The sequence below is a fragment of the Hydrogenophaga sp. RAC07 genome (genome assembly GCF_001713375.1).
Taxonomy (GTDB): Bacteria; Pseudomonadota; Gammaproteobacteria; order Burkholderiales; family Burkholderiaceae_C; genus Hydrogenophaga.
Window position 1 is genome coordinate 944,733 of the sequence record NZ_CP016449.1, and the last position, 18,580, is coordinate 963,312.

At 65.9% G+C, this 18,580-nt stretch carries 17 protein-coding genes; 12 read left to right on the forward strand and 5 right to left on the reverse strand.

Annotation, left to right across the window (positions count from 1 at the left end):
• The 3 genes from BSY239_RS04370 (at position 1) to BSY239_RS04380 (ending at position 3,019) form a co-directional block, all read left to right on the forward strand.
• Positions 1-1,194 carry a serine hydrolase domain-containing protein gene (locus BSY239_RS04370; RefSeq protein ID WP_069045766.1) on the forward strand — a complete coding sequence of 398 codons (1,194 nt, stop codon included), beginning with the start codon at positions 1-3 and terminating at the stop codon, positions 1,192-1,194.
• 47 nt (positions 1,195-1,241) lie between these two features.
• Positions 1,242-2,141 carry a dienelactone hydrolase family protein gene (locus tag BSY239_RS04375; protein ID WP_069045767.1) on the forward strand — a complete coding sequence of 300 codons (900 nt, stop codon included), beginning with the start codon at positions 1,242-1,244 and terminating at the stop codon, positions 2,139-2,141.
• 71 nt (positions 2,142-2,212) lie between these two features.
• Positions 2,213-3,019 carry a ZIP family metal transporter gene (locus BSY239_RS04380; RefSeq protein WP_069045768.1) on the forward strand — a complete coding sequence of 269 codons (807 nt, stop codon included), beginning with the start codon at positions 2,213-2,215 and terminating at the stop codon, positions 3,017-3,019.
• A 3-nt stretch (positions 3,020-3,022) separates the two neighbouring features.
• Here BSY239_RS04380 and BSY239_RS04385 read toward each other — a convergent pair whose 3' ends face one another.
• Genes BSY239_RS04385 through BSY239_RS04400 form a run of 4 tightly spaced genes read right to left on the reverse strand, consistent with a single transcriptional unit; the run spans position 3,023 to position 8,591 of the window.
• Positions 3,023-5,578, reverse strand: a complete 2,556-nt coding sequence (locus tag BSY239_RS04385; protein WP_069045769.1) for a PAS domain-containing sensor histidine kinase — start codon at positions 5,576-5,578, stop codon at positions 3,023-3,025.
• A gap of 40 nt (positions 5,579-5,618) precedes the next feature.
• Positions 5,619-6,476 (reverse strand): sulfurtransferase, encoded by an 858-nt coding sequence (locus BSY239_RS04390; RefSeq protein WP_069045770.1) that lies wholly within the window; start codon positions 6,474-6,476, stop codon positions 5,619-5,621.
• A 30-nt stretch (positions 6,477-6,506) separates the two neighbouring features.
• On the reverse strand, positions 6,507-7,397 hold the full coding sequence (locus BSY239_RS04395) for a DMT family transporter (RefSeq protein ID WP_069045771.1): 891 nt from the start codon (positions 7,395-7,397) through the stop codon (positions 6,507-6,509).
• Positions 7,398-7,442: 45 nt separating this feature from the next.
• Positions 7,443-8,591 (reverse strand): aromatic ring-hydroxylating oxygenase subunit alpha, encoded by a 1,149-nt coding sequence (locus tag BSY239_RS04400; protein WP_069045772.1) that lies wholly within the window; start codon positions 8,589-8,591, stop codon positions 7,443-7,445.
• A 220-nt stretch (positions 8,592-8,811) separates the two neighbouring features.
• Between BSY239_RS04400 and xseB the strand changes: the two genes are divergently transcribed.
• From xseB to dut, 7 genes are all read left to right on the forward strand, one after another.
• A complete protein-coding gene (gene xseB / locus BSY239_RS04405) occupies positions 8,812-9,081 on the forward strand; it encodes an exodeoxyribonuclease VII small subunit (RefSeq protein WP_069048771.1) in 270 nt (89 codons plus the stop codon).
• Positions 9,078-9,989 (forward strand): polyprenyl synthetase family protein, encoded by a 912-nt coding sequence (locus BSY239_RS04410; RefSeq protein ID WP_069045773.1) that lies wholly within the window; start codon positions 9,078-9,080, stop codon positions 9,987-9,989. Before xseB ends, BSY239_RS04410 begins: the two co-directional genes overlap by 4 nt.
• A 47-nt stretch (positions 9,990-10,036) precedes the next feature.
• Positions 10,037-11,932 (forward strand): 1-deoxy-D-xylulose-5-phosphate synthase, encoded by a 1,896-nt coding sequence (gene dxs, locus BSY239_RS04415; protein WP_236944135.1) that lies wholly within the window; start codon positions 10,037-10,039, stop codon positions 11,930-11,932.
• A 170-nt stretch (positions 11,933-12,102) separates the two neighbouring features.
• Positions 12,103-13,182, forward strand: coding sequence for a TRAP transporter substrate-binding protein (locus BSY239_RS04420; protein ID WP_069045775.1), 1,080 nt, complete (start codon positions 12,103-12,105; stop codon positions 13,180-13,182).
• Between the two features lie 169 nt (positions 13,183-13,351).
• On the forward strand, positions 13,352-13,951 hold the full coding sequence (locus tag BSY239_RS04425; protein WP_069045776.1) for a TRAP transporter small permease subunit: 600 nt from the start codon (positions 13,352-13,354) through the stop codon (positions 13,949-13,951).
• 2 nt (positions 13,952-13,953) lie between these two features.
• Positions 13,954-15,774: a TRAP transporter large permease gene (locus tag BSY239_RS04430; RefSeq protein WP_069045777.1), complete on the forward strand. Its 1,821-nt coding sequence runs from the start codon at positions 13,954-13,956 to the stop codon at positions 15,772-15,774.
• A gap of 23 nt (positions 15,775-15,797) precedes the next feature.
• The gene (gene dut / locus BSY239_RS04435; RefSeq protein ID WP_069045778.1) at positions 15,798-16,247 is read left to right on the forward strand and encodes a dUTP diphosphatase; all 450 of its coding nucleotides are present in this window, start codon (positions 15,798-15,800) and stop codon (positions 16,245-16,247) included.
• A gap of 11 nt (positions 16,248-16,258) precedes the next feature.
• Here the strand turns inward: dut and BSY239_RS04440 are convergent, their stop codons facing one another.
• Positions 16,259-16,810 carry an FKBP-type peptidyl-prolyl cis-trans isomerase gene (locus BSY239_RS04440; protein ID WP_069045779.1) on the reverse strand — a complete coding sequence of 184 codons (552 nt, stop codon included), beginning with the start codon at positions 16,808-16,810 and terminating at the stop codon, positions 16,259-16,261.
• A gap of 14 nt (positions 16,811-16,824) precedes the next feature.
• On the opposite strand from BSY239_RS04440, the gene BSY239_RS04445 reads away from it, so the two are divergent.
• Positions 16,825-17,976: a cupin domain-containing protein gene (locus tag BSY239_RS04445; protein WP_069045780.1), complete on the forward strand. Its 1,152-nt coding sequence runs from the start codon at positions 16,825-16,827 to the stop codon at positions 17,974-17,976.
• A gap of 41 nt (positions 17,977-18,017) precedes the next feature.
• Positions 18,018-18,536: a hypothetical protein gene (locus BSY239_RS04450; protein ID WP_069045781.1), complete on the forward strand. Its 519-nt coding sequence runs from the start codon at positions 18,018-18,020 to the stop codon at positions 18,534-18,536.
• Positions 18,537-18,580 lie beyond the last annotated feature (44 nt).

Sequence of the window (18,580 nt, forward strand, 5' to 3'; positions counted from 1 at the left end):
ATGATGCCGACCCGCCGCGCGTTCCTGTGCGCCGGCCTGGCCGTCGCGGGCCTGCCTGTGTCGGCACAGACCGACGACAGGTGGGGCGCGTTGCGCGGTTACCCCGAGAGCCGCTCCAGCTTCGAGCGACTGCCCGAGTTCCGCGTGGGCAATTACTCGGGGGGTCATGAACGTTCGATCCGCCACCATGTGATCCAGGCCGGCAACCGGGTGGCTGCCTGGAACGACGCGCCGTTGAGCGACTTCCGCTACCGCTCGGGACTGCAGCACAGCTCGCCCGACGCCTATCTCGCCCAGTGGCCTGTCACCGGCCTGCTGATCGCGCGCGACAACCACATCCTGTTCGAGCGCTACCGGTTTGCACGCCAGCCTTCCATGCGCCTGCAGAGCTGGTCCATGGCCAAGAGTGTCACCTCGTTGTTGCTCGGCATCTGCCTGGACCGGGGGCTCATTGCATCGCTGGACGACCCGGCCGCGCGCTACCTGCCCGAACTCGCCGGTACCCTGCACGGCGAAACCTCGCTGCGCCACCTGGCCAACATGTGCAGCGGCGCCGACGTGGTGCATGCGCGCGACAACGCCGTTCTGTACCCCGGTGCGTTGCTGGGCCGGGACCCGGACATCGCGCGCACCGTGAGGGCATGGAACCAGCGCAGCGAGCCCGCCGGTACGCGCTTCAACTACAACGAGCTGTGCCCGTTGACGCTGGGCATGGTGATGCGCCGCGTCACCGGGGGCTCGCTGTCGGCCTTCACCGAGAAGGCGTTGTGGCAGCCCTTGGGCGCCGAGTCGTCGGCCACCTGGTTCACCGATGCGCGCGGGGCCGAGTTCAACAGCATCGGGTTCGCCGCCCGGCTGCGCGACTGGGCGCGCCTGGGCCATCTGGTGGCCCAACGCGGGCGCGGCCCCGATGGCCGGGCTGTCGTCAGCGAGGCGTGGATCAACGAGTGCACGTCGTGGAGCGAGCGGGATGCCCCGGTGCGCCATGGCCGGGTTCGGCTGGCGATGGGCTACAAGGCCCTGTTCTGGCATGCGCGTGCCGACGGGTCGCGGCCCGCCATGCACGGTCACCACGGTCAGCGCGTGCTGATCGACCTGCCCACGCGCACCGTGCTCGTGCACACCGCGGTCGACCAGCAGGGGGCGTGGGAGCATGAACTGCAAGACATGTTTGACGCTGCCACGCAGGTTTAGGGCCCGTGGCAGACTCAAAGCTCGACAACCAGACCAGGAGACACACCTTGCTCAACGACCAACACGCCCAGGACCTCGGCGCCTTGCTGCCCGGCCAGTCGAACGAACACGGCGCCACCCGCCGCACCGCGCTCAAGGCGGCCTTGGGCGTGGGCTACGCGGCCGCAGCCGCACCGCTGATGGCGCAGACCGCCATCCGCACCCCGTCCGACGGCCTCACCGTGGGCGAGGTGATGATCGACGTCAACGGCCACAAGATGCCCGCTTTCCGCGCGGCACCCGCGGGCAAGACCGGTTTGCCGGTGGTGCTGGTGTTGTCCGAGGTCTTTGGTGTGCACGAGTACATCGCCGACACCGCGCGCCGCTTTGCGCGGGCGGGATACATGGCCATTGCGCCCGAGCTGTTCGTGCGCCAGGGCGACGCGCAGAGTTACGGCGAAGTGGCCAAGCTGATCGCCGAGGTGGTGTCCAAGGTGCCCGACGCGCAGGTGATGGCCGATCTGGATGCGGCGGTGAAGTGGGCTGCGACCAACGGGGGTGACGCGTCCAGGGTGGGTGTCACCGGTTTCTGCTGGGGCGGTCGCCACACCTGGCTGTACGCCGCCCACAACCCGGCGGTGAAGGCCGGCGTGGCCTGGTACGGACGTCTCGTGGGTGATGCCACGCCGCTCAATCCCAAGCACCCGGTGGACGTGGCCGCGCAGCTCAAAGGCCCGGTGCTGGGTCTGTATGGCGCAGCCGACGCCGGCATCCCCCTTGACACGGTTGATAAGATGAAAGCCGCTCTGGCGGTGGGCAGTCCCGCTGCCAAAGCATCGACTTTTGTGGTCTACCCCGAGGCACCCCACGCCTTCCACGCCGATTACCGACCGACCTTCCGCAAGGAGCCGGCTGAAGACGGCTGGAACCGTGCGCTGGCGTGGTTCAAGCAGCACGGCGTGGCCTGAGCCACACCGCTGCGGGGAAGCCAGGGCCGCCGAAGAGCGGCCTTTTTTGTGGATGAACTGAAAAGAACAACATGACCTTGTTGGCGATCCTGGTGGGAACCGTGGCGGCCGGTGTGGGCAGCGTCTGGCTGGCCGCGCTGATGGCCTTTGCCATGTTGGCGCGCTTCACGCAGCACATGCTCAGCATGGCTGCGGGTGCGCTCATGGCCACGGCCTTCATGCACCTGCTGCCCGAAGCCTTCGAAAGCGAGGCCGGCGCGCACGAGCTGTTTGCCATGCTGCTGGGCGGGCTGGTGTTCTTCTTCTTGCTCGACAAGGCCGAGTTGTGGCACCACGGGCACGAGCACAACCACGGGCCGGCGCAGGAAGCGGGTGATGGGGGCCACGCCCACCACCACGGGCACAGCCACGCCCACCACGACCACGGGCCCCGCTCGGGCAGTTGGGCCGTGCTGGCCGGCGACAGCGTGCATGCGTTCGGTGACGGCATCCTGATCGCCTCGGCGTTTCTCGCCGACATGCGGCTGGGTGTGATCACCTCGCTGGCGGTGCTCGCGCACGAGGTGCCGCACCACATCGGAGATCTGGTCGTGCTGCGCCACACCTCGGGCACCCAGCGCGCCGCACTGATCAAGGTCTCGCTGGCCGGCACGGTCACGGCCCTGGGCGGCGTGGTGGGCTACTTCCTCGTGACCCGGCTGCAGGACTACCTGCCCTTTTTCCTGGTGGCCGCGTCCAGCAGCTTTGTGTATGTGGCGCTGGCCGACCTGATTCCGCAGTTGCAGAAGAAGCTGGGGTTTCGAGACACGGTGTCCCAGGTGGCCTGGTTGCTGGCGGGCATCGCCTTGGTGACCGTGGTGAGCAGCCTGGCTCACTGACGCTCAGTCGGTGGGTGCGTCGCCGAGCGAGAAGCTGAAGGTGGCGCCTTCGCCGGGCGCGCTGATGGCCGAGATGTCGCCGCCGTGGCGCTCGATGATGCGGCGCACGGTGGCCAGGCCGATGCCGGTGCCCTCGAACTCGCTGGCCATGTGCATGCGCTGAAAGGGTTTGAACAGTTTGGTGGCGTAGGCCATGTTGAAACCCACGCCGTTGTCGCGCACATAGAACCGGGGTGAGCCACTGGCCTCGGCGGTGGAGCACCCGAACTCGATCACCGTCTGCGTCTGGTCGCGGCTGTACTTCAGGGCGTTGCCCAGCAGATTTTCCAGCGCACTGCGTGCCAGCTGGGGGTCGCACTGCGCAGTCAGGCCGTCTGCGATTCGGCACTGCACATCGCGCTGCGGGTGTTCCACCAGTTGTTCGGCGAGGATGGTGCGCACCAGTGCGCTCAGGTCCACGCTCTGGCGCTCCAGCGGTGCCTGGTTCACGCGGGCGAGTGTGAGCAGTGCAGAAATCAGCGAGCCCATGCGGGCCGTGGATGACAGCACCCGGTCGAACATCTCCCGTTCGTCGGCGTTCAGGCGTTCGCCCAGTTGCTCCTCGATCAAGCGGGTGAAGCCGTCGATGGAGCGCAGGGGCGATTTCAGATCGTGCGACACGGTGTACGCGAAGGAGTCGAGCTCCGCGTTGAGCTTTTGCAGTTCGGCGGTGCGCTCGCGCACACGCTGCTCCAGGGTTTCCGTCAGTCGCCGGATCTCGCGGTCGCGCCTCAGGCGCACCAGCTCGGCGTTGGCCCGGCTGGCAAAGATGGAGACCATGGCCTGGAGGTCTTCGCGCAGCGTCAAGGGTGAGCGCCACATGGCAAACAGAATGCCGATGGGCGTGCCGTCGGCGTCGCGCAGGGCCTGCCCGAGGTAGGCCTGGAAGCCTTCGCGGTTGATGCCCCGGGCGTTCGGAAAGCCCTGCGGCAAACCTTGCGCGAAAACGAATGCTTCTTTCTGCTTCAGGGTTTCGGCACACGGCGTGTTGACCGTGTCGAAGCTGAAGGCGGGCAGAGGCTCGGCATCTTTCCAGATCGACAACACCTGCACCGCCTGCGGATCCGTGCACTCCCCGATCACCACCATGTCGCACTCGATGGCCTCGGACAGGTGGCGGGTGAGCGCGGTGAAAAAAGCCTCGCCGGTTTCGGCCGCCACGCCCTTGGCCACATTGAGCAGCAGGGACTCGCGCCGCTTCTCTGCGGTGGTGTTCACGGTGCAGGACAGGATGCAGGCTTCACCGTCGATCTCGATCAGCTCTGCCCACAGGCGTGTGTCCACCAGGCTGCCGTCCTTGTGGCGCATGAGCGTGTCGTAGTTGTCAACGTGGCCGTCGCGCTGCAGCCGGGCCACGAACTGTTCCCGGTCGGCCGGTGTGAGCCAGGCGCCGACCTCGACCGTGGTCTTGCCCATCAACTCCTCGGGAAGCATGCCCTGCACGCGGTCCTGCGCCTTGTTGATCTCCACAAAACTGCCGTCGGCCAGCCGGCTGATGGTGAGGTTCAGCGGGCTGAAGTTGAAGGCCTTGGCAAACCGTTCCTCGGATCGGCGCAGGCGCTCCATGGCCTCGGCTTGCGCACTCACGTCGGTGACGGTGGTGATGATGAGTTTGTCTTCGCGGTCGGTGCCCATCTCGCTGGAGATGAGGGCCTTGAAGGCTTGTCCGTCGGCACGCCGGCCCTGGCAGGCGAACTGGTCCATGTGCCGTCGCTCATACAGTTGCTGCAGGTAGGTCTCGCGCTGCGCGGGGTCGGCCCAGAGGAAGGTTTCCTGGCGACCGAGCACCTGGTCGCGTGTGTAGCCGTAGCTGCGTTCAAACGCCGGGTTGACGTCGAGGATGGAGCCAGTTCGCGCCGACTGGGCGATCATGGGGCTCGGGCTGGTGCGGAAGATGCGCGCGAAGCGCTCCAGGCTCAGGTCCCGCTGCTGTTCGGTGGCCTTGCGCCGTTCGAACTCCTGAGCCTGCAACTGCAGCGCCCGGTTGGTCCGCAGGCGGCTGTGGTGCACGATGAGGGCGCACACCAGCACCGTGGCCGAGTGGGTGATCCACACGCGCAGACTCACGGAAAAATCGGGCCTGTGTGTCAGCAGACCGGCTGTTTCGGCCCAGGTGAGCACACCCAGCGATCCAATGCTCGCCACCGTGGTGACGATGAGCCCTGTGCGACCCAGAAAAATGCCGGCGCCCACCACCGAGCCCATGAACAGGAAGCCCACGGCGGTGCGCACCGAGCCGTAGGTGAGGGCGGAGAAGATGGCCGCGCCCAGCACGGCAGCCACGATGACGTGGGCCACATAGCGCGTGCGTCCGACGCGCGTGAGCCCGTAACACAACCACGCCATCACCGTCAGTCCACCCGCGACCCAGGCCTCGTGCTCGCCGGGCGATGCGAGCACCAGTTCCATGAGCAGCACCAGCAGCCCGGTGCAGCCGATCACCAGTGAGGTCCATTTCAGCGCTTCGGTCCGATCCCGGTCTCCCAGGACATTGAAAGCGTCGTCGTCGTGCGGCTGCATGGATGAGAGGGGGTGAGCGGACGCAGAGGCGAGCGGTCCGTCAGCCCACGGCGCAGGGCTTGTCGGGTGTGTTGCACCACTCGCTCCAGCTGCCCGGGTAGAGCGCCGTGCGCCCCAGGCCGGCCACTTCCATGGCCAGCAGGTTGGGGATGGCGCTCACGCCGCTGCCGCAGTGGTGCACCACGCTGGCGGGGTCGCGCCCGGCGAGCAGCTGTTCAAACTCCGCGCGCAGTTGGGCTGCGGGTTTGAAGCGGCCGTCGGGGCCGATGTTTTCACCAAAGGGTCGGTTGAGCGCGCCCGGAATGTGGCCGGCCACCGGATCGAGCGGCTCGACCTCGCCGCGGAACCGGGCGCCGGCGCGCGCGTCGATCAGGGTCTGGGTGGGACGGCCGAGCGACGTTGAAATGCTGTGGGTGGACGCGGTGACGGCGGCTGCGGGTTTGAGCGTGAAGTGCCCGGGCTCGGGTGTGGGCGATGGGCCACTGTCCAGCGCGCCGCCGGCGGCTTTCCAGGCGGCCAGGCCGCCATCGAGCACGGCCACGGCTTCATGGCCACACCACTTGAGCATCCACCACAGCCGCCCGCAGTAGTTGGCCCCCTGGCGGTCCAGCACCACCACCTGTTCGCCATCGGACAGACCCAGGCTGGCCATGCGCCGGGCAAAGGTTTCTCGCGAGGGCAGCGGATGCCGTCCGCCGCTGGCGCGATCGGCGCCATCCTTGTCGCTGAGGTGCTGGTCCAGGTGCACGTACACCGAGCCGGGAATGTGCTCGTCCCTGTACTGGTCAGCGCCCGCATCGGGTTTCATGAGTTCGAAGCTGCAATCGAACACACGCAGCGGTGCGCCCGAGGCCATGAGGTGTTGCAGTTCGCGCGCGGAAATCAGTGTGGTGAACATGCGCGCATTGTGCTTCAGGTCGGCCGCGCTTCAGTGTTCCTCGGCGGGCGCGTTCGGCACCGCCCGATCGCGCAGCACGGTGGCGACGATGCCGCTGACGATGATCAAGGCCATGCCCAGCCAGCCCATCAGGGGCAGTTGGTCGCCAAAGATGGTGAGGCTGTAGAGCGCCGCAAACACAATGCCCGAATACTGCAGGTTGGCCACCACCATGGTGGCGCCGCTGGAGTAGGCGCGTGTCATGCACAGCTGGCCAAAGACCGCGAGCAGACCAATGGGCAGCAGCCACAAGGCACCCGGCCAGTGCCAATCGCTGATGCCGACAAACAGCATGCCCAGTGCTCCTGCCAGCACGGCGCCGATGGAGAAATAAAACACCGTGCGGCCCTCGGGCTCACCTGCCCGGGCCAGTGCCGCCACCTGCAGATAGGCAAAGGCCGAGAAGATGCCGGACATGAGCCCGACCAGGGCGCCGACCGCCTGGCCTTCAACCAGCGTGGGTCGCAACATCATGGCCACGCCGCCGAAACCCGCCAGCACGGCCAGGAACAGCGGCGCCTGCTGGCGCATGGGTGCATTGCGGCCCTGCACCAGCAGCGCGCCCCCGAGCAGAAAGGCCGCGATCCAGACGCTGCTCATGTAGTTCAGCGTCATGGCCGTGGCCAGTGGCAGGGCAGCGATGGAATAGAACCAGGCGGTCAGCGCCGTCACACCGACCACGCTGCGCCACACATGCATCATGGGCAGGCTGGTGCGCAGCGACACGCCCTGCACGCGCGTGAGACCGATCAAAAAGGCCACACCCACCAAGCCGCGATAGAACACGATTTCGAAGCTGTTGAACTCGGTCGACGCGAACTTGATGCACACGCCCATGGTGGCAAAAAACAGCGACGCGAGCACCATCCACAGAGCCTGCACGGATCAGGCTCCCGGGGTGTTTCGGTGACGGACAGCGTTCAACCGTCAGACCGTGAGAGCCGCCGCCATCCGGCCGCGGTACCACTCGTGGAAGTGCTGCATGCCGTCTTCCATCGGGCTCTGGTAGGGGCCGACCTCGTTGTCGCCACGTGCCAGCAGCGCCTTGCGCCCGGCGTCCATGCGTTCGGCAATCTCGTCGTCTTCCAGGCAGGTTTCCATGTAGGCCGCGCGCTGGGCCTCGACGAACTCGCGCTCGAAGGCCGCGATCTCTTCGGGATAGTAGAACTCGACCATGTTGATGGTCTTGTCCACGCTCACCGGGTGCAGGGTCGACACCGTGAGCACGTGCGGGTACCACTCGACCATGATGTGCGGGTAGTAGGTCAACCAGATCGCGCCGTGCTCGGGCATCTGCCCCTGGCGGTACCGCATGAGCTGTTCGTGCCAGCGCTGGTAGACCGGGCTGCCGGCCTTGCCGAGCAGGTTGGCCGGGCCCACCGTCTGCACCGAGTACTCGGGTTTGAATTCCCAGCGCAGGTCTTCACACGTGACGAAGCCACCGAGGCCCGGATGGAAGGGCGCCACGTGGTAGTCCTCCAGGTAGACCTCGATGAATGTCTTCCAGTTGTAGTTGCACTCGTGCAGCTCCACGTGGTCGAGCACCATGCCGTCGAAATCAAGTGCAGCACGCGGGCCCATGTTGGCCAGGTCGGCGGCCACGTCGCGACCGTTGTCTTCAAACAGCAACCCGTTCCACTCGCGCAGCGGGTAGTTGTTGAGGTTGAGGCACGGGTCCTTCTCGAAGTGGGGCGCACCGAGCAACTGACCGGCCTGACCGCCCTGGACGCCGCTGTAGGTCCAGCGGTGCAGCGGGCACACGATGTTGCCGCCCGCGCTGCCGCTGCGGGTCTCCTGCAGGTTGCCGCGGTCCTTGAGGATGATGGCCTGCCGGTGGCGGCAGACGTTGGAGACGAGCTCCACGCCGTTGGCGGTGCGCACCAGGGCACGCCCGCCGGCTTCTTGTGGGAGGGCGTGGTAGTCCCCCACGTTGGGTACGGCAAGTTGGTGCCCCACATACCGGGGCCCGCGCTGGAAGAGGGCTTCCTTTTCGCGCTGGAACAGCGCTTCGTCGAAGTAACTGGAAACCTGAAGTTGGCTTGAGGCCTGCTGCAGTTGAAGACTTAAATCAGACATCGTGGTCCTGACCTAGAGACTCCCCCTATGAAGGGGCAGGGTAAGCGCTGTGCTCGTGAGACGAATTCGCGCGGGATGGGTGGAGTGGTGCGTCCCTCCGGGCGTTGGAGGCCCGTCAGTGATGGAAAGGGGCGAATTCTACCCCCGGGGGCAGTACCCGTTGCCCAGCGCCGGTATGCAAAAGCGTGCCCACTTTAGAATGAACCACGTGAACGAACCCATGCCCACCGTGCCCCGCACTCCCAAGACATCCCCTTCCGCATCCGCAGCCGATACGCAGCCCGTCGCGGCCAGCTACGAGGCCGCGCTCGAAGAGCTGGAACAGCTCGTCTCGCAACTCGATGCCGGCCAGCTGCCGCTGGACCAGTTGCTCACGCGTTACCAGCGCGGTGCCGAGCTGCTCGCTTTCTGTCGCGCTCGTCTGGAAGCGGTGGAAAACCAGATCAAGGTGCTTGAGGGCGGCGAGCTCAAGTCCTGGGACCAGCCATGACACAGGCACTGGCCCCTCAAGCCATTTCAAGCTTCGCAGCGTGGCGCGACGCGCAACAAGCCGAGGTTGAACGCGCGCTCTCCGGCTGGGTGCCGGCCCAGGCACCTGCCGGGCTGGGCGACGCCATGCGCTACGCCGTGCTCGACGGTGGCAAACGCCTGCGCCCCTTGCTTGCTCTGGCCACATGCGAGGCCGTGGGCGGCCACACCGCTGCCGCGATGCGCGCGGCCTGCGCGGTGGAACTGATCCACGCCTATTCGCTGGTGCACGACGACATGCCCTGCATGGACGACGATGTGCTGCGCCGGGGCAAGCCCACGGTGCATGTGCGGTTTGGTGAAGCCCAGGCCCTGCTCGCAGGCGATGCGCTGCAGGCACTCGCGTTCGAGTTGCTGGTGCCCGACGACGGCAGCGTGGAGCCCGCCATGTCGGCGCGGCTGTGCCGAATGCTGGCCCTGGCGGCAGGGGCGGGTGGCATGGCCGGTGGCCAGGCGATCGATCTCGCCAGCGTGGGTGTGGCCCTGGACCAACCCGCGCTGGAGTTGATGCACCGGCACAAGACCGGCGCCCTGCTGCAGGCCAGTGTGATGATGGGCGCAGCCACGGCGCGGGTGTCTGCCGCCACCGAGGCGCGGCTCGCCGAGTACGGCGCCTGCGTGGGCCTGGCCTTCCAGGTGGTGGACGACATCCTTGACGTCACCGCCGATTCGGCTACGCTGGGCAAGACCGCCGGCAAGGACGCGGCCGCCGACAAGCCCACCTTTGTTTCCCTGATGGGGCTGGCGTCTGCGCAAACCTACGCCGACCGCGTGCTCGACCAGGCCCACGAGGCCCTGCGCCAGAGCGGCATCGAGCGGTCCGACACCTTGCACGCGCTGGCCGACTGGGTCGGTCGTCGCGGCTCCTGAGGTCCATCGGGACCTGTTCTTCATTCATGACCCGAACACACCTGCCCATGAGTTCTCTGCTGTCTTCCATCGAGTCACCGGCCGATGTGCGCCGCCTCAGCCGCGCGCAGCTGCTGCCGCTGGCCGACGAGCTGCGCACCTACCTGCTGCAAAGCGTGGCGCGCACCGGTGGCCACCTGAGCTCCAACCTCGGCACCGTGGAGCTCACGCTGGCGCTGCACTACGTGTTCAACACCCCTGAAGACCGCCTGGTCTGGGACGTGGGCCACCAGACTTACCCGCACAAGATCCTGACCGGCCGGCGCGACCGCATGAGCACGCTGCGCCAGAAGGGTGGCATCAGTGGTTTTCCGCGCCGCTCCGAAAGCGAGTTCGACACCTTCGGCACCGCGCACTCGTCCACCAGCATTTCGGCCGCACTCGGCATGGCCATGGGCGCCAAGATCAAGGGCGAGCACCGCAACGCCGTGGCCATCATCGGCGACGGCGCCATGACCGCAGGCATGGCCTTTGAAGCGCTCAACAACGCCGGTGTGGCCGAAGGCCGCCTGCTGGTGGTGCTCAACGACAACGACATGTCGATCTCGCCACCGGTGGGTGCGCTCAACCGTTACCTCGCGCAGCTCATGAGCGGGCAGTTCTACGCCGCGGCCAAAAACGTGGGCAAGCAGGTGCTCAAGGGTGCGCCACCCTTGTTTGAACTCGCCAAACGGCTCGAAGAACAGGCCAAGGGCATGGTGGTGCCGGCCACGCTGTTCGAGAAATTCGGCTTCAACTACATCGGCCCCATCGACGGGCACGACCTGAACTCGCTCATCCCCACGCTGGAGAACATCCGCCACCTGCTGGAGACCGACAGCGGGCCGCAGTTCCTGCACGTGGTGACCAAAAAAGGCCAGGGCTACAAGCTGGCCGAGAACGACCCGATCGCGTACCACGGCCCAAGCACCTTCGACCCGGCCGTGGGCATCGTCAAGTCAACCTCGGCGCCCAGGACCACCTTCACCCAGGTGTTCGGCCAGTGGCTGTGCGACATGGCCGCGGCCGACGAACGCCTGGTGGGCATCACGCCCGCCATGCGCGAGGGTTCGGGCATGGTCGAGTTCGAGCGCCGTTTTCCCAAGCGCTATTTCGACGTCGGCATCGCCGAGCAACACGCAGTGACCTTCGCCGCCGGCCTGGCCTGCGAAGGCCTCAAGCCGGTGGTGGCGATCTACTCCACATTTCTGCAGCGGGGTTACGACCAGCTCATCCACGACGTGGCGCTGCAAAACCTGCCCATGGTGTTTGCCCTGGACCGCGCCGGCCTGGTGGGAGCCGACGGCGCCACGCACGCCGGTGCCTACGACATCGCCTACCTGCGCTGCATTCCCAACATGGCCATTGCCTGCCCCGCCGACGAGGCCGAGTGCCGCCAGTTGCTGTCGACCGCGCACGCACAGAACCAGCCGGTGGCCGTGCGGTATCCGCGCGGCGCCGGTGTGGGTGCGACCATTCCCACCAGCCTGGACGGTCTGCCGTTCGGCAAGGGCGAGCTGCGCCGCCAGGGCAAGGGCGTCGCGATCCTGGCCTTTGGCACCCTGCTGCACCCCGCACTGGCCGCAGCCGAGAAACTGGATGCCAGCGTGGCCAACATGCGCTGGGCCAAGCCGCTGGACCTGGAACTGCTGCGAGAACTCGCCAGCACCCACGATGCGCTGGTGACGGTGGAAGAGGGTTGCATTCCAGGCGGCGCAGGCAGCGCCGTGATGGAGGCGTTGCACGCCGAAGGCCTGCAGACGCCGGTGCTCACCCTCGGTCTGCCCGACGAGTTCTCCGAACACGGGGACCCCGCCAAGCTGCTCGCCGCGCTGGGCCTGGACGCCGCCGGCATTGAGGCCTCCATACGCGCTCGTTTTGGCTCCTTGCTGCACGCCGCGCCGGGCTTGAAGGTGGTCGGCTGATCGTCTCGAAGCTTGCACAAGGCTGAATGGTCCCTTCTTGAGGCCATTTTTCGAGGGAAAACCCCCGCGCCCAGCCGGGGAGGCGTTCCTACAATTTCCGTGGACCTGACAAGTCTCCAGCCCGGCTGGCCGGGTTGGGTGTTCCCATACCAACCACGGAGTTAAACAACATGGATCGTCGTTCATTGATCAAACACGCCGGCATCGCTGGCGTGTTGGCCGCCGGTGCCGCGCCTGCGGTACATGCCCAGGCCGCCATTCGCTGGCGCCTTGCCTCGAGCTTCCCCAAAGCACTCGACACCATCTACGGTGCGGCCGAGGTATTTGCCAAGAAGGTCGGCGAAATGTCCGGCGGCAAATTCTCGATCTCGGTGCACCCGGGCGGTGAACTCATGCCTGCCTTCGGTGTGGTCGACGGCGTGCAGGAAGGCACCGTGGAATGTGCGCACACCGCGCCTTACTACTTCTTCGGCAAGGACGACACCTTTGCGCTGGACTGCGCGATTCCCTTCGGCCTGAACAGCCGCCAAATGACCGCTTGGATGTACGAAGGCAACGGCATGAAGCTGTTCCGCGAGTTCTACGAGGGCTACAACATCGTGAACTTCCCGATGGGCAACACGGGTGCCCAGATGGGTGGCTGGTACCGCAAGGAGATCAAGTCGCTCGCCGACATCAAGGGCATGAAGATGCGCATCGGCGGCTTCGCCGGCAAGGTGCTCACCACCATGGGTGGCGTGCCGCAGAACATCCCCGGTGGCGAGATCTACCAGGCGCTGGAAAAAGGAACCATCGATGCGACCGAGTGGGTCGGCCCTTACGATGACCAGAAGCTCGGCTTCAACAAGGTCGCCAAGAACTACTACTACCCCGGCTGGTGGGAAGGTGGCCCACAGCTCTCGCTGTACGTCAACAACAAGGCCTACAACGCGCTGTCGCCCGAGAACAAGGCCATCGTGGAATGCGCAGCCGCCATTGCTCACACCACCATGCAGGCCAAGTACGACGCGCTGAACCCGGCCGCTCTCAAGCAGCTGGTGGCCGCGGGCACCAAGGTGCTGGCGTTCCCCAAGGCCGTGATGGACGCCGCGTTCAAGAACTCCATGGAGCTCTACGCGGACAACAGCGCCAAGAACCCGAAGTGGAAAAAGATCTACACCGACTACGCGGCCTTCCGCAAGGACCAGAACCTCTGGTTCCGCTTCACCGAAGCCCAGTTCGACCGCTACATGCAAGCGGCCAAGCTGTAAATCGGTCTGGAGATCCGGCAAGAAGCCCCGCCCTGGCGGGGTTTTTTGCTCGGATGGCACTGCGCCTCGCGCCACTCAATGTCTCTGAACCCGCGCGCCCGAATGACGCCTGCGCCGCTTCTGTAGACTCTGCGACTCTTTTTGCGTTCACTCCCCCTGGGGACATGCCATGTCATTCCTTCTGAAAATTTCTCGCCTGATCGACGCCATGAGCGATCTGATCGGCAAGTTGGTCATGTGGTTCATCCTGGCCACCACCCTCATCAGCGCCGGCAACGCGATCGTGCGCAAGCTCTTCGACAACAGCTCCAACGCGCTGCTGGAAATCCAGTGGTACCTGTTCGCCGCGGTTTTCATGCTGGGCAGCGGCTACGCCTTTTTGCGCAACGCGCATGTGCGCATCGATTTCATCTCGTCCAAGTTCAGCCCGCGCGGTCGCAACTGGGTGGATGTGTTCGGCATCCTGATCTTCCTGTTCCCGCTGTGCTACATGATGGCCTCGCTGGGCTGGCCGCTGTTCGAGCGCGCCTGGAACACCGGCGAGATGTCGTCCAACGCGGGCGGGCTCATCCGCTGGCCGGTCTATGGCTTGATCCCGCTGGGCTTCGCCGTCCTGTTCCTGCAAGGCGTGAGCGAGCTCATCAAACGCATTGCATTTCTCACCGGCAACGGACCTGACGTGCTGGCCCAGGGTGGCCCGAGCGATGAAGAGCTGCTGGCCCAGCAACTGCTCGAAGAAGCCGAGAAGCGCCTCAAGGGAGCCCACTGATCATGACCGCCTTCATTGCTGCCAATTTTGTCCCGCTGATGTTCGCGGGTCTGCTGGTCTTCCTGCTGTCCGGCTTTCCCGTGGCCTTTGCCCTCGCGGCCACCGGCCTGTTTTTCGGCTTCATCGGCATGGAAGCCGGGCTATTCCCCTCCAACCTGTTCCAGGCCCTTCCGCTGCGAGTGTTCGGCATCATGCAGAACGACACGCTGCTGGCCATTCCGTTCTTCACGCTCATGGGCATCATCCTGGAGCGAAGCCGAATGGCCGAGGACCTGTTGTCCACCGTGGCGCAGGTGTTTGGTCCAGTGCGCGGCGGCTTGGCCGTGGCGGTGATTCTGGTGGGTGCGCTGCTGGCAGCGACCACCGGCGTGGTGGCCGCCGCCGTGATCTCCATGGGCCTGATCTCGCTGCCCATCATGCTGCGCTACGGCTACAACCGTACCATCGCCACCGGGACCATCACCGCGTCGGGCACGCTGGCTCAGGCCATTCCGCCTTCGCTGGTGCTCATTGTGCTGGCTGACCAGTTGGGCCGTTCGGTCGGTGACATGTACGCCGGGGCGCTCATACCTGGCCTGCTGCTGGTGGGTCTCTACCTCGTGTTCATCGCCGTGGTGGCGATCGTCAAACCCAAATGGGTCCCGGCTTTGCCGGTCGAGGCGCGCATCTACAACGAGCCCGACGGCAGCAGTGGCCACCGATCATTGCTGGTGTTGCTGGTGCTGTGCGCGGCCGCCAGCGTGGCGTGGTCGCAGGTGCACGAGTCCATCATCAACCCATGGATCGGCCGCGAGATGAGCCCTGCCGCCGACGAGGTGGTCATCATGTCCATCACCATTGGCTCCCTGCTGGCGCTGACGCTCGCCTTGCTCAACCGCCTGTTCCGCCTGGGTTTGTTGTCCCGGCTCGCCGAGCAGGTCACCTTTGTGCTGATCCCGCCCCTGGTGCTGATCTTCCTGGTGCTGGGCACGATTTTCCTGGGCATCGCCACGCCCACCGAAGGCGGTGCCATGGGTGCCCTGGGCGCCTTGATCATGGCCAGTGCACGCCGCGCCTTGACGTTCGACCTGCTCAAGCAGGCGCTGGAGAGCACCACCAAGCTCGCCATCTTCGTGCTGTTCATCCTGATAGGCTCCACCGTTTTCAGCTTCACCTTCAACGCGGCCGACGGCCACATCTGGGTCGAGCACCTGTTCGACAAGATGCCGGGCGGCCAGATGGGCTTCTTGCTGGTGGTGAACCTGCTGGTGTTCGTGCTGGGCATGTTCATCGACTTCTTCGAAATCGCCTTCATCGTGATCCCGCTGCTGGCGCCCGTGGCCGACAAGCTGGGCATCGACCTGATCTGGTTCGGCGTGATCCTGGCCATGAACCTGCAGACCTCGTTCCTCACGCCGCCGTTCGGCTTTGCGCTGTTCTATCTGCGCAGTGTGGCCGCGCGCAGCGACTACACCGACCACGTCACGAAGCAGCGCATTCCGGCGGTGACCACCGCGCAGATCTACAAAGGTTCGATCGCCTTCATCATCCTGCAGCTGATCATGGTGGTGGTGGTCATTGCCAACCCCACGCTGGTCACGGGCAGCCTGGGGGCCAAGGTGGTGGTGGATGACGCAGCGGTGAGCGACATGCTGCGCAACATGCCCGGCATGGAGGAAGAAGCACAGCCGGAAGAGGCCGAGCCGGAAATGCCCGAGGCGGAGGGCGCCGAGCCCGCAGCCGAGGGCGCAGCGGCCACACCGCCCGGTCTGGAGCCGCCACCGCCCGAGCCCGAGGTCGATCCGGGCAAGGCGCTCGAAGAGTCGATGAAGAAGAAACCATGAGCCGCACCATGGGAGCCTGCTGAATGCGCATCGATGTGAAAGTGCTGGACCCGCGCATGGCGGATCAGTTGCCCGCCTACGCCACCGGTGGCAGTGCGGGCCTTGACCTGCGGGCCTGCCTGGACGCGCCTTTGACCCTGGCGCCCAACGCCTGGCAGCTGGTGCCCACCGGGTTGGCCATCCACCTGGCCGACCCCGGCTTTGCGGCCATGATCCTGCCGCGTTCGGGGTTGGGCCACAAACACGGCATCGTGCTGGGCAATCTGGTGGGCCTGATCGACAGCGACTACCAGGGTCAGCTCATGGTGAGCGCCTGGAACCGCAGCGGCGTGCCCTTCACCATCGAGCCCATGGAGCGCATCGCGCAGATGGTGATCGTGCCCGTGGTGCAGGCGCAGTTCAACGTGGTGACCGATTTCGAGGCCGCCAGCGAGCGTGGCGTGGGAGGCTACGGCTCAACAGGTCGCGGATGACCTGACTGGTTTCAGTGCAGCGTGCGGGGGCCCGGTGGCGTGATGCCCGGGCCTTGCAATTCGTCAGGCTCGTCCACGTGCATGCGGAAGAAACCTGTGCCCATCGAGCCCTTGCCCACCTCGGCTTCGGTCGCTTCGCGCACCGCGTGCACCTTCATCGAGATGCGCAACGCAATGCCCGCCAGCGGGTGGTTCCCGTCCAGCACCACGTGGTCGGGGTAAATGTCGCTCACGAAGTACAACCGGTCGCGCGGCGCAGCCGGGTTGCAGCCCTGGGGCAGGCCTTCAAAACCCATGCCTTCTTCAAGCTCGTCGGGGAACAGGTGGCGAGGCTCCAGAAAGAGCAGCGTGTCGTCGTAGTCGCCGAAGCCGTCCACCGGCTCCAGGTGCAGCTCGATCGTGTCGCCCACCGAATGGTTGAGCAGGCCCTCTTCGATCTTGGCCAGCAGGTCGCTGCCGCCCACCAGAAACTCCACGGGTTCTTCGAGCACATCGAGCGCTTCGCCCAGCGTGTCCTTCAGGGTCCAGGTGAGCGCCACGACGCATTGTTGGGTGATTTTCATCCGACAATTGTCCCATGTTCAAACCCGAAACCTCTGGCCCGAAGGCCACGGCCGCCGCCACGCAAATCCCTGTGAGTCTGTTGGGTGGCTTGTCGCCGTCGCAGTTCATGCGCCGCCACTGGCAGAAAAAGCCCCTGCTGATCCGCCAGGCCCTGCCTGGCTTCAAGCCGCTCCTGAACCGGGCTGAATTATTTGATCTGGCCGGGCAGGAAACGGTCGAGTCGCGCTTGATCGTGCGCAAACCGCAGGGGTGGACGCTCAAGTCCGGACCTTTCAAGCGCAGCGGCCTGCCGCCCTTCAAACAGCCGGGTTGGACGCTGCTGGTGCAAGGTGTCGACCAACACGTGGACGCCGTGCACGAACTGTTGCAGCGCTTCCGTTTTGTGCCCGATGCACGCCTGGACGACCTGATGATTTCGTGGGCCAGTGAGGGTGGTGGCGTGGGCCCGCATTTCGACAGTTATGACGTGTTCCTGCTTCAGGCCAGTGGCCAGCGCCGCTGGCGCATCGGTCGGCAGAAAGACCTGACGCTGCAGCCCGATGTGCCGCTGAAGATCCTGCAGAACTTCGAGCCCGAGGAAGAGCATGTGCTGGAAGCCGGCGACATGCTCTACCTGCCGCCGCGCTGGGCGCACGACGGTGATGCGCTGGGCGAAGACTGCATGACGTATTCGATCGGCTTTCGCGCGCCGCAGCGTGGTGGCCTCGCCGGGGAACTGCTGCAGCGCATGGCCGACGAGCTGGATGACGAAACGCTCTACCGCGACCCGGGCCAGCCCGCCACGGCCCACCCGGGCGCCATGCCCGAAGGGCTGGAAGCGTTCGCTGTGGACGCCCTGCAGCGATTGCTGGCCGAGCGTCAGTCGCTGGCCTGTGCCTTGGGTGAGGTGATGACCGAGCCCAAGCCTCGCATCTTTTTTGACGAGGCCCAGGGCGACTGGGTGGCCGGCGGCGTTCGCCTGGACCGGCGCACCCGCATGATGTACGACCCGCGCCACGTGTTCATCAACGGCGAGAGTTTTCGCGCCGGAGGCGCCGATGCGCGGCTGATGCAGCGCCTGGCCGATGAGCGTGCATTGGATGCGCGTCAGGTGCTGCGCGCCAGTGAAGGCGCACAGGCTTTGCTGCAGGACTGGTTCGAGGCCGGCTGGCTGCACTGCGTGTGAGCCCCACCCGGTCTTGCTGATCATCCACCGAGGAGTTCGCCATGACACAGACCGATCCCGCCACGACCCCTTCACGGCCGGACCTGCCCACGGGCCGTCTGCAGGGGCGCCAGGTGTTTGTGGACACTGTGCGGCTGGCGTTCGAGGTGGCCGCGGACCAGGGTTGGAACCACATCACCCTGAGCGACGCCGACTTTGCCGACTGGCCGCTGGGCGAGCGCGCGGTGGTGGATGCGCTGAATCGCTGGGCACGCCGCGGGCGCACGCTCAAGATGCTGGCGCGCCACTACGACCAGCTGCGACTGTTGCACCCGCGTTTTGTGCAATGGCGCGTGACCTGGTCGCACCTGGTGGAAGCGCACGCCTGCCAGGGTGCCGCCGGTGCCGAACTGCCCAGCGCGATCTGTTCACCGGTGTGGACGCTGGAGCGGCTGGACCCGCTGCGCAACACGCTGGTGGCCAGCGGCGATGCCGAGCGGCGCGTGGCCTTGCAAGAGCGGGTGAACGAGTGCTGGCTTCGAAGCACGCCTTCCTTTCCCGCGAGCCAACTCGGGTTGTAGTCCCGCCATGACAAAGGCCGCCCGAAGGCGGCCTGTGTCGGCTG

Coding starts and splice junctions, on each gene's coding strand:
- BSY239_RS04370 (WP_069045766.1), top strand. CDS start 1: ATGATGCCGACCCGCCGCGCGTTCCTGTGCGCCGGCCTGGCCGTCGCG.
- BSY239_RS04380 (WP_069045768.1), top strand. CDS start 2,213: ATGACCTTGTTGGCGATCCTGGTGGGAACCGTGGCGGCCGGTGTGGGC.
- BSY239_RS04385 (WP_069045769.1), bottom strand. CDS start 5,578: ATGCAGCCGCACGACGACGACGCTTTCAATGTCCTGGGAGACCGGGAT.
- BSY239_RS04390 (WP_069045770.1), bottom strand. CDS start 6,476: ATGTTCACCACACTGATTTCCGCGCGCGAACTGCAACACCTCATGGCC.
- BSY239_RS04400 (WP_069045772.1), bottom strand. CDS start 8,591: ATGTCTGATTTAAGTCTTCAACTGCAGCAGGCCTCAAGCCAACTTCAG.
- xseB (WP_069048771.1), top strand. CDS start 8,812: ATGCCCACCGTGCCCCGCACTCCCAAGACATCCCCTTCCGCATCCGCA.
- BSY239_RS04410 (WP_069045773.1), top strand. CDS start 9,078: ATGACACAGGCACTGGCCCCTCAAGCCATTTCAAGCTTCGCAGCGTGG.
- dxs (WP_236944135.1), top strand. CDS start 10,037: ATGAGTTCTCTGCTGTCTTCCATCGAGTCACCGGCCGATGTGCGCCGC.
- BSY239_RS04420 (WP_069045775.1), top strand. CDS start 12,103: ATGGATCGTCGTTCATTGATCAAACACGCCGGCATCGCTGGCGTGTTG.
- BSY239_RS04425 (WP_069045776.1), top strand. CDS start 13,352: ATGTCATTCCTTCTGAAAATTTCTCGCCTGATCGACGCCATGAGCGAT.
- BSY239_RS04430 (WP_069045777.1), top strand. CDS start 13,954: ATGACCGCCTTCATTGCTGCCAATTTTGTCCCGCTGATGTTCGCGGGT.
- dut (WP_069045778.1), top strand. CDS start 15,798: ATGCGCATCGATGTGAAAGTGCTGGACCCGCGCATGGCGGATCAGTTG.
- BSY239_RS04440 (WP_069045779.1), bottom strand. CDS start 16,810: ATGAAAATCACCCAACAATGCGTCGTGGCGCTCACCTGGACCCTGAAG.
- BSY239_RS04445 (WP_069045780.1), top strand. CDS start 16,825: ATGTTCAAACCCGAAACCTCTGGCCCGAAGGCCACGGCCGCCGCCACG.
- BSY239_RS04450 (WP_069045781.1), top strand. CDS start 18,018: ATGACACAGACCGATCCCGCCACGACCCCTTCACGGCCGGACCTGCCC.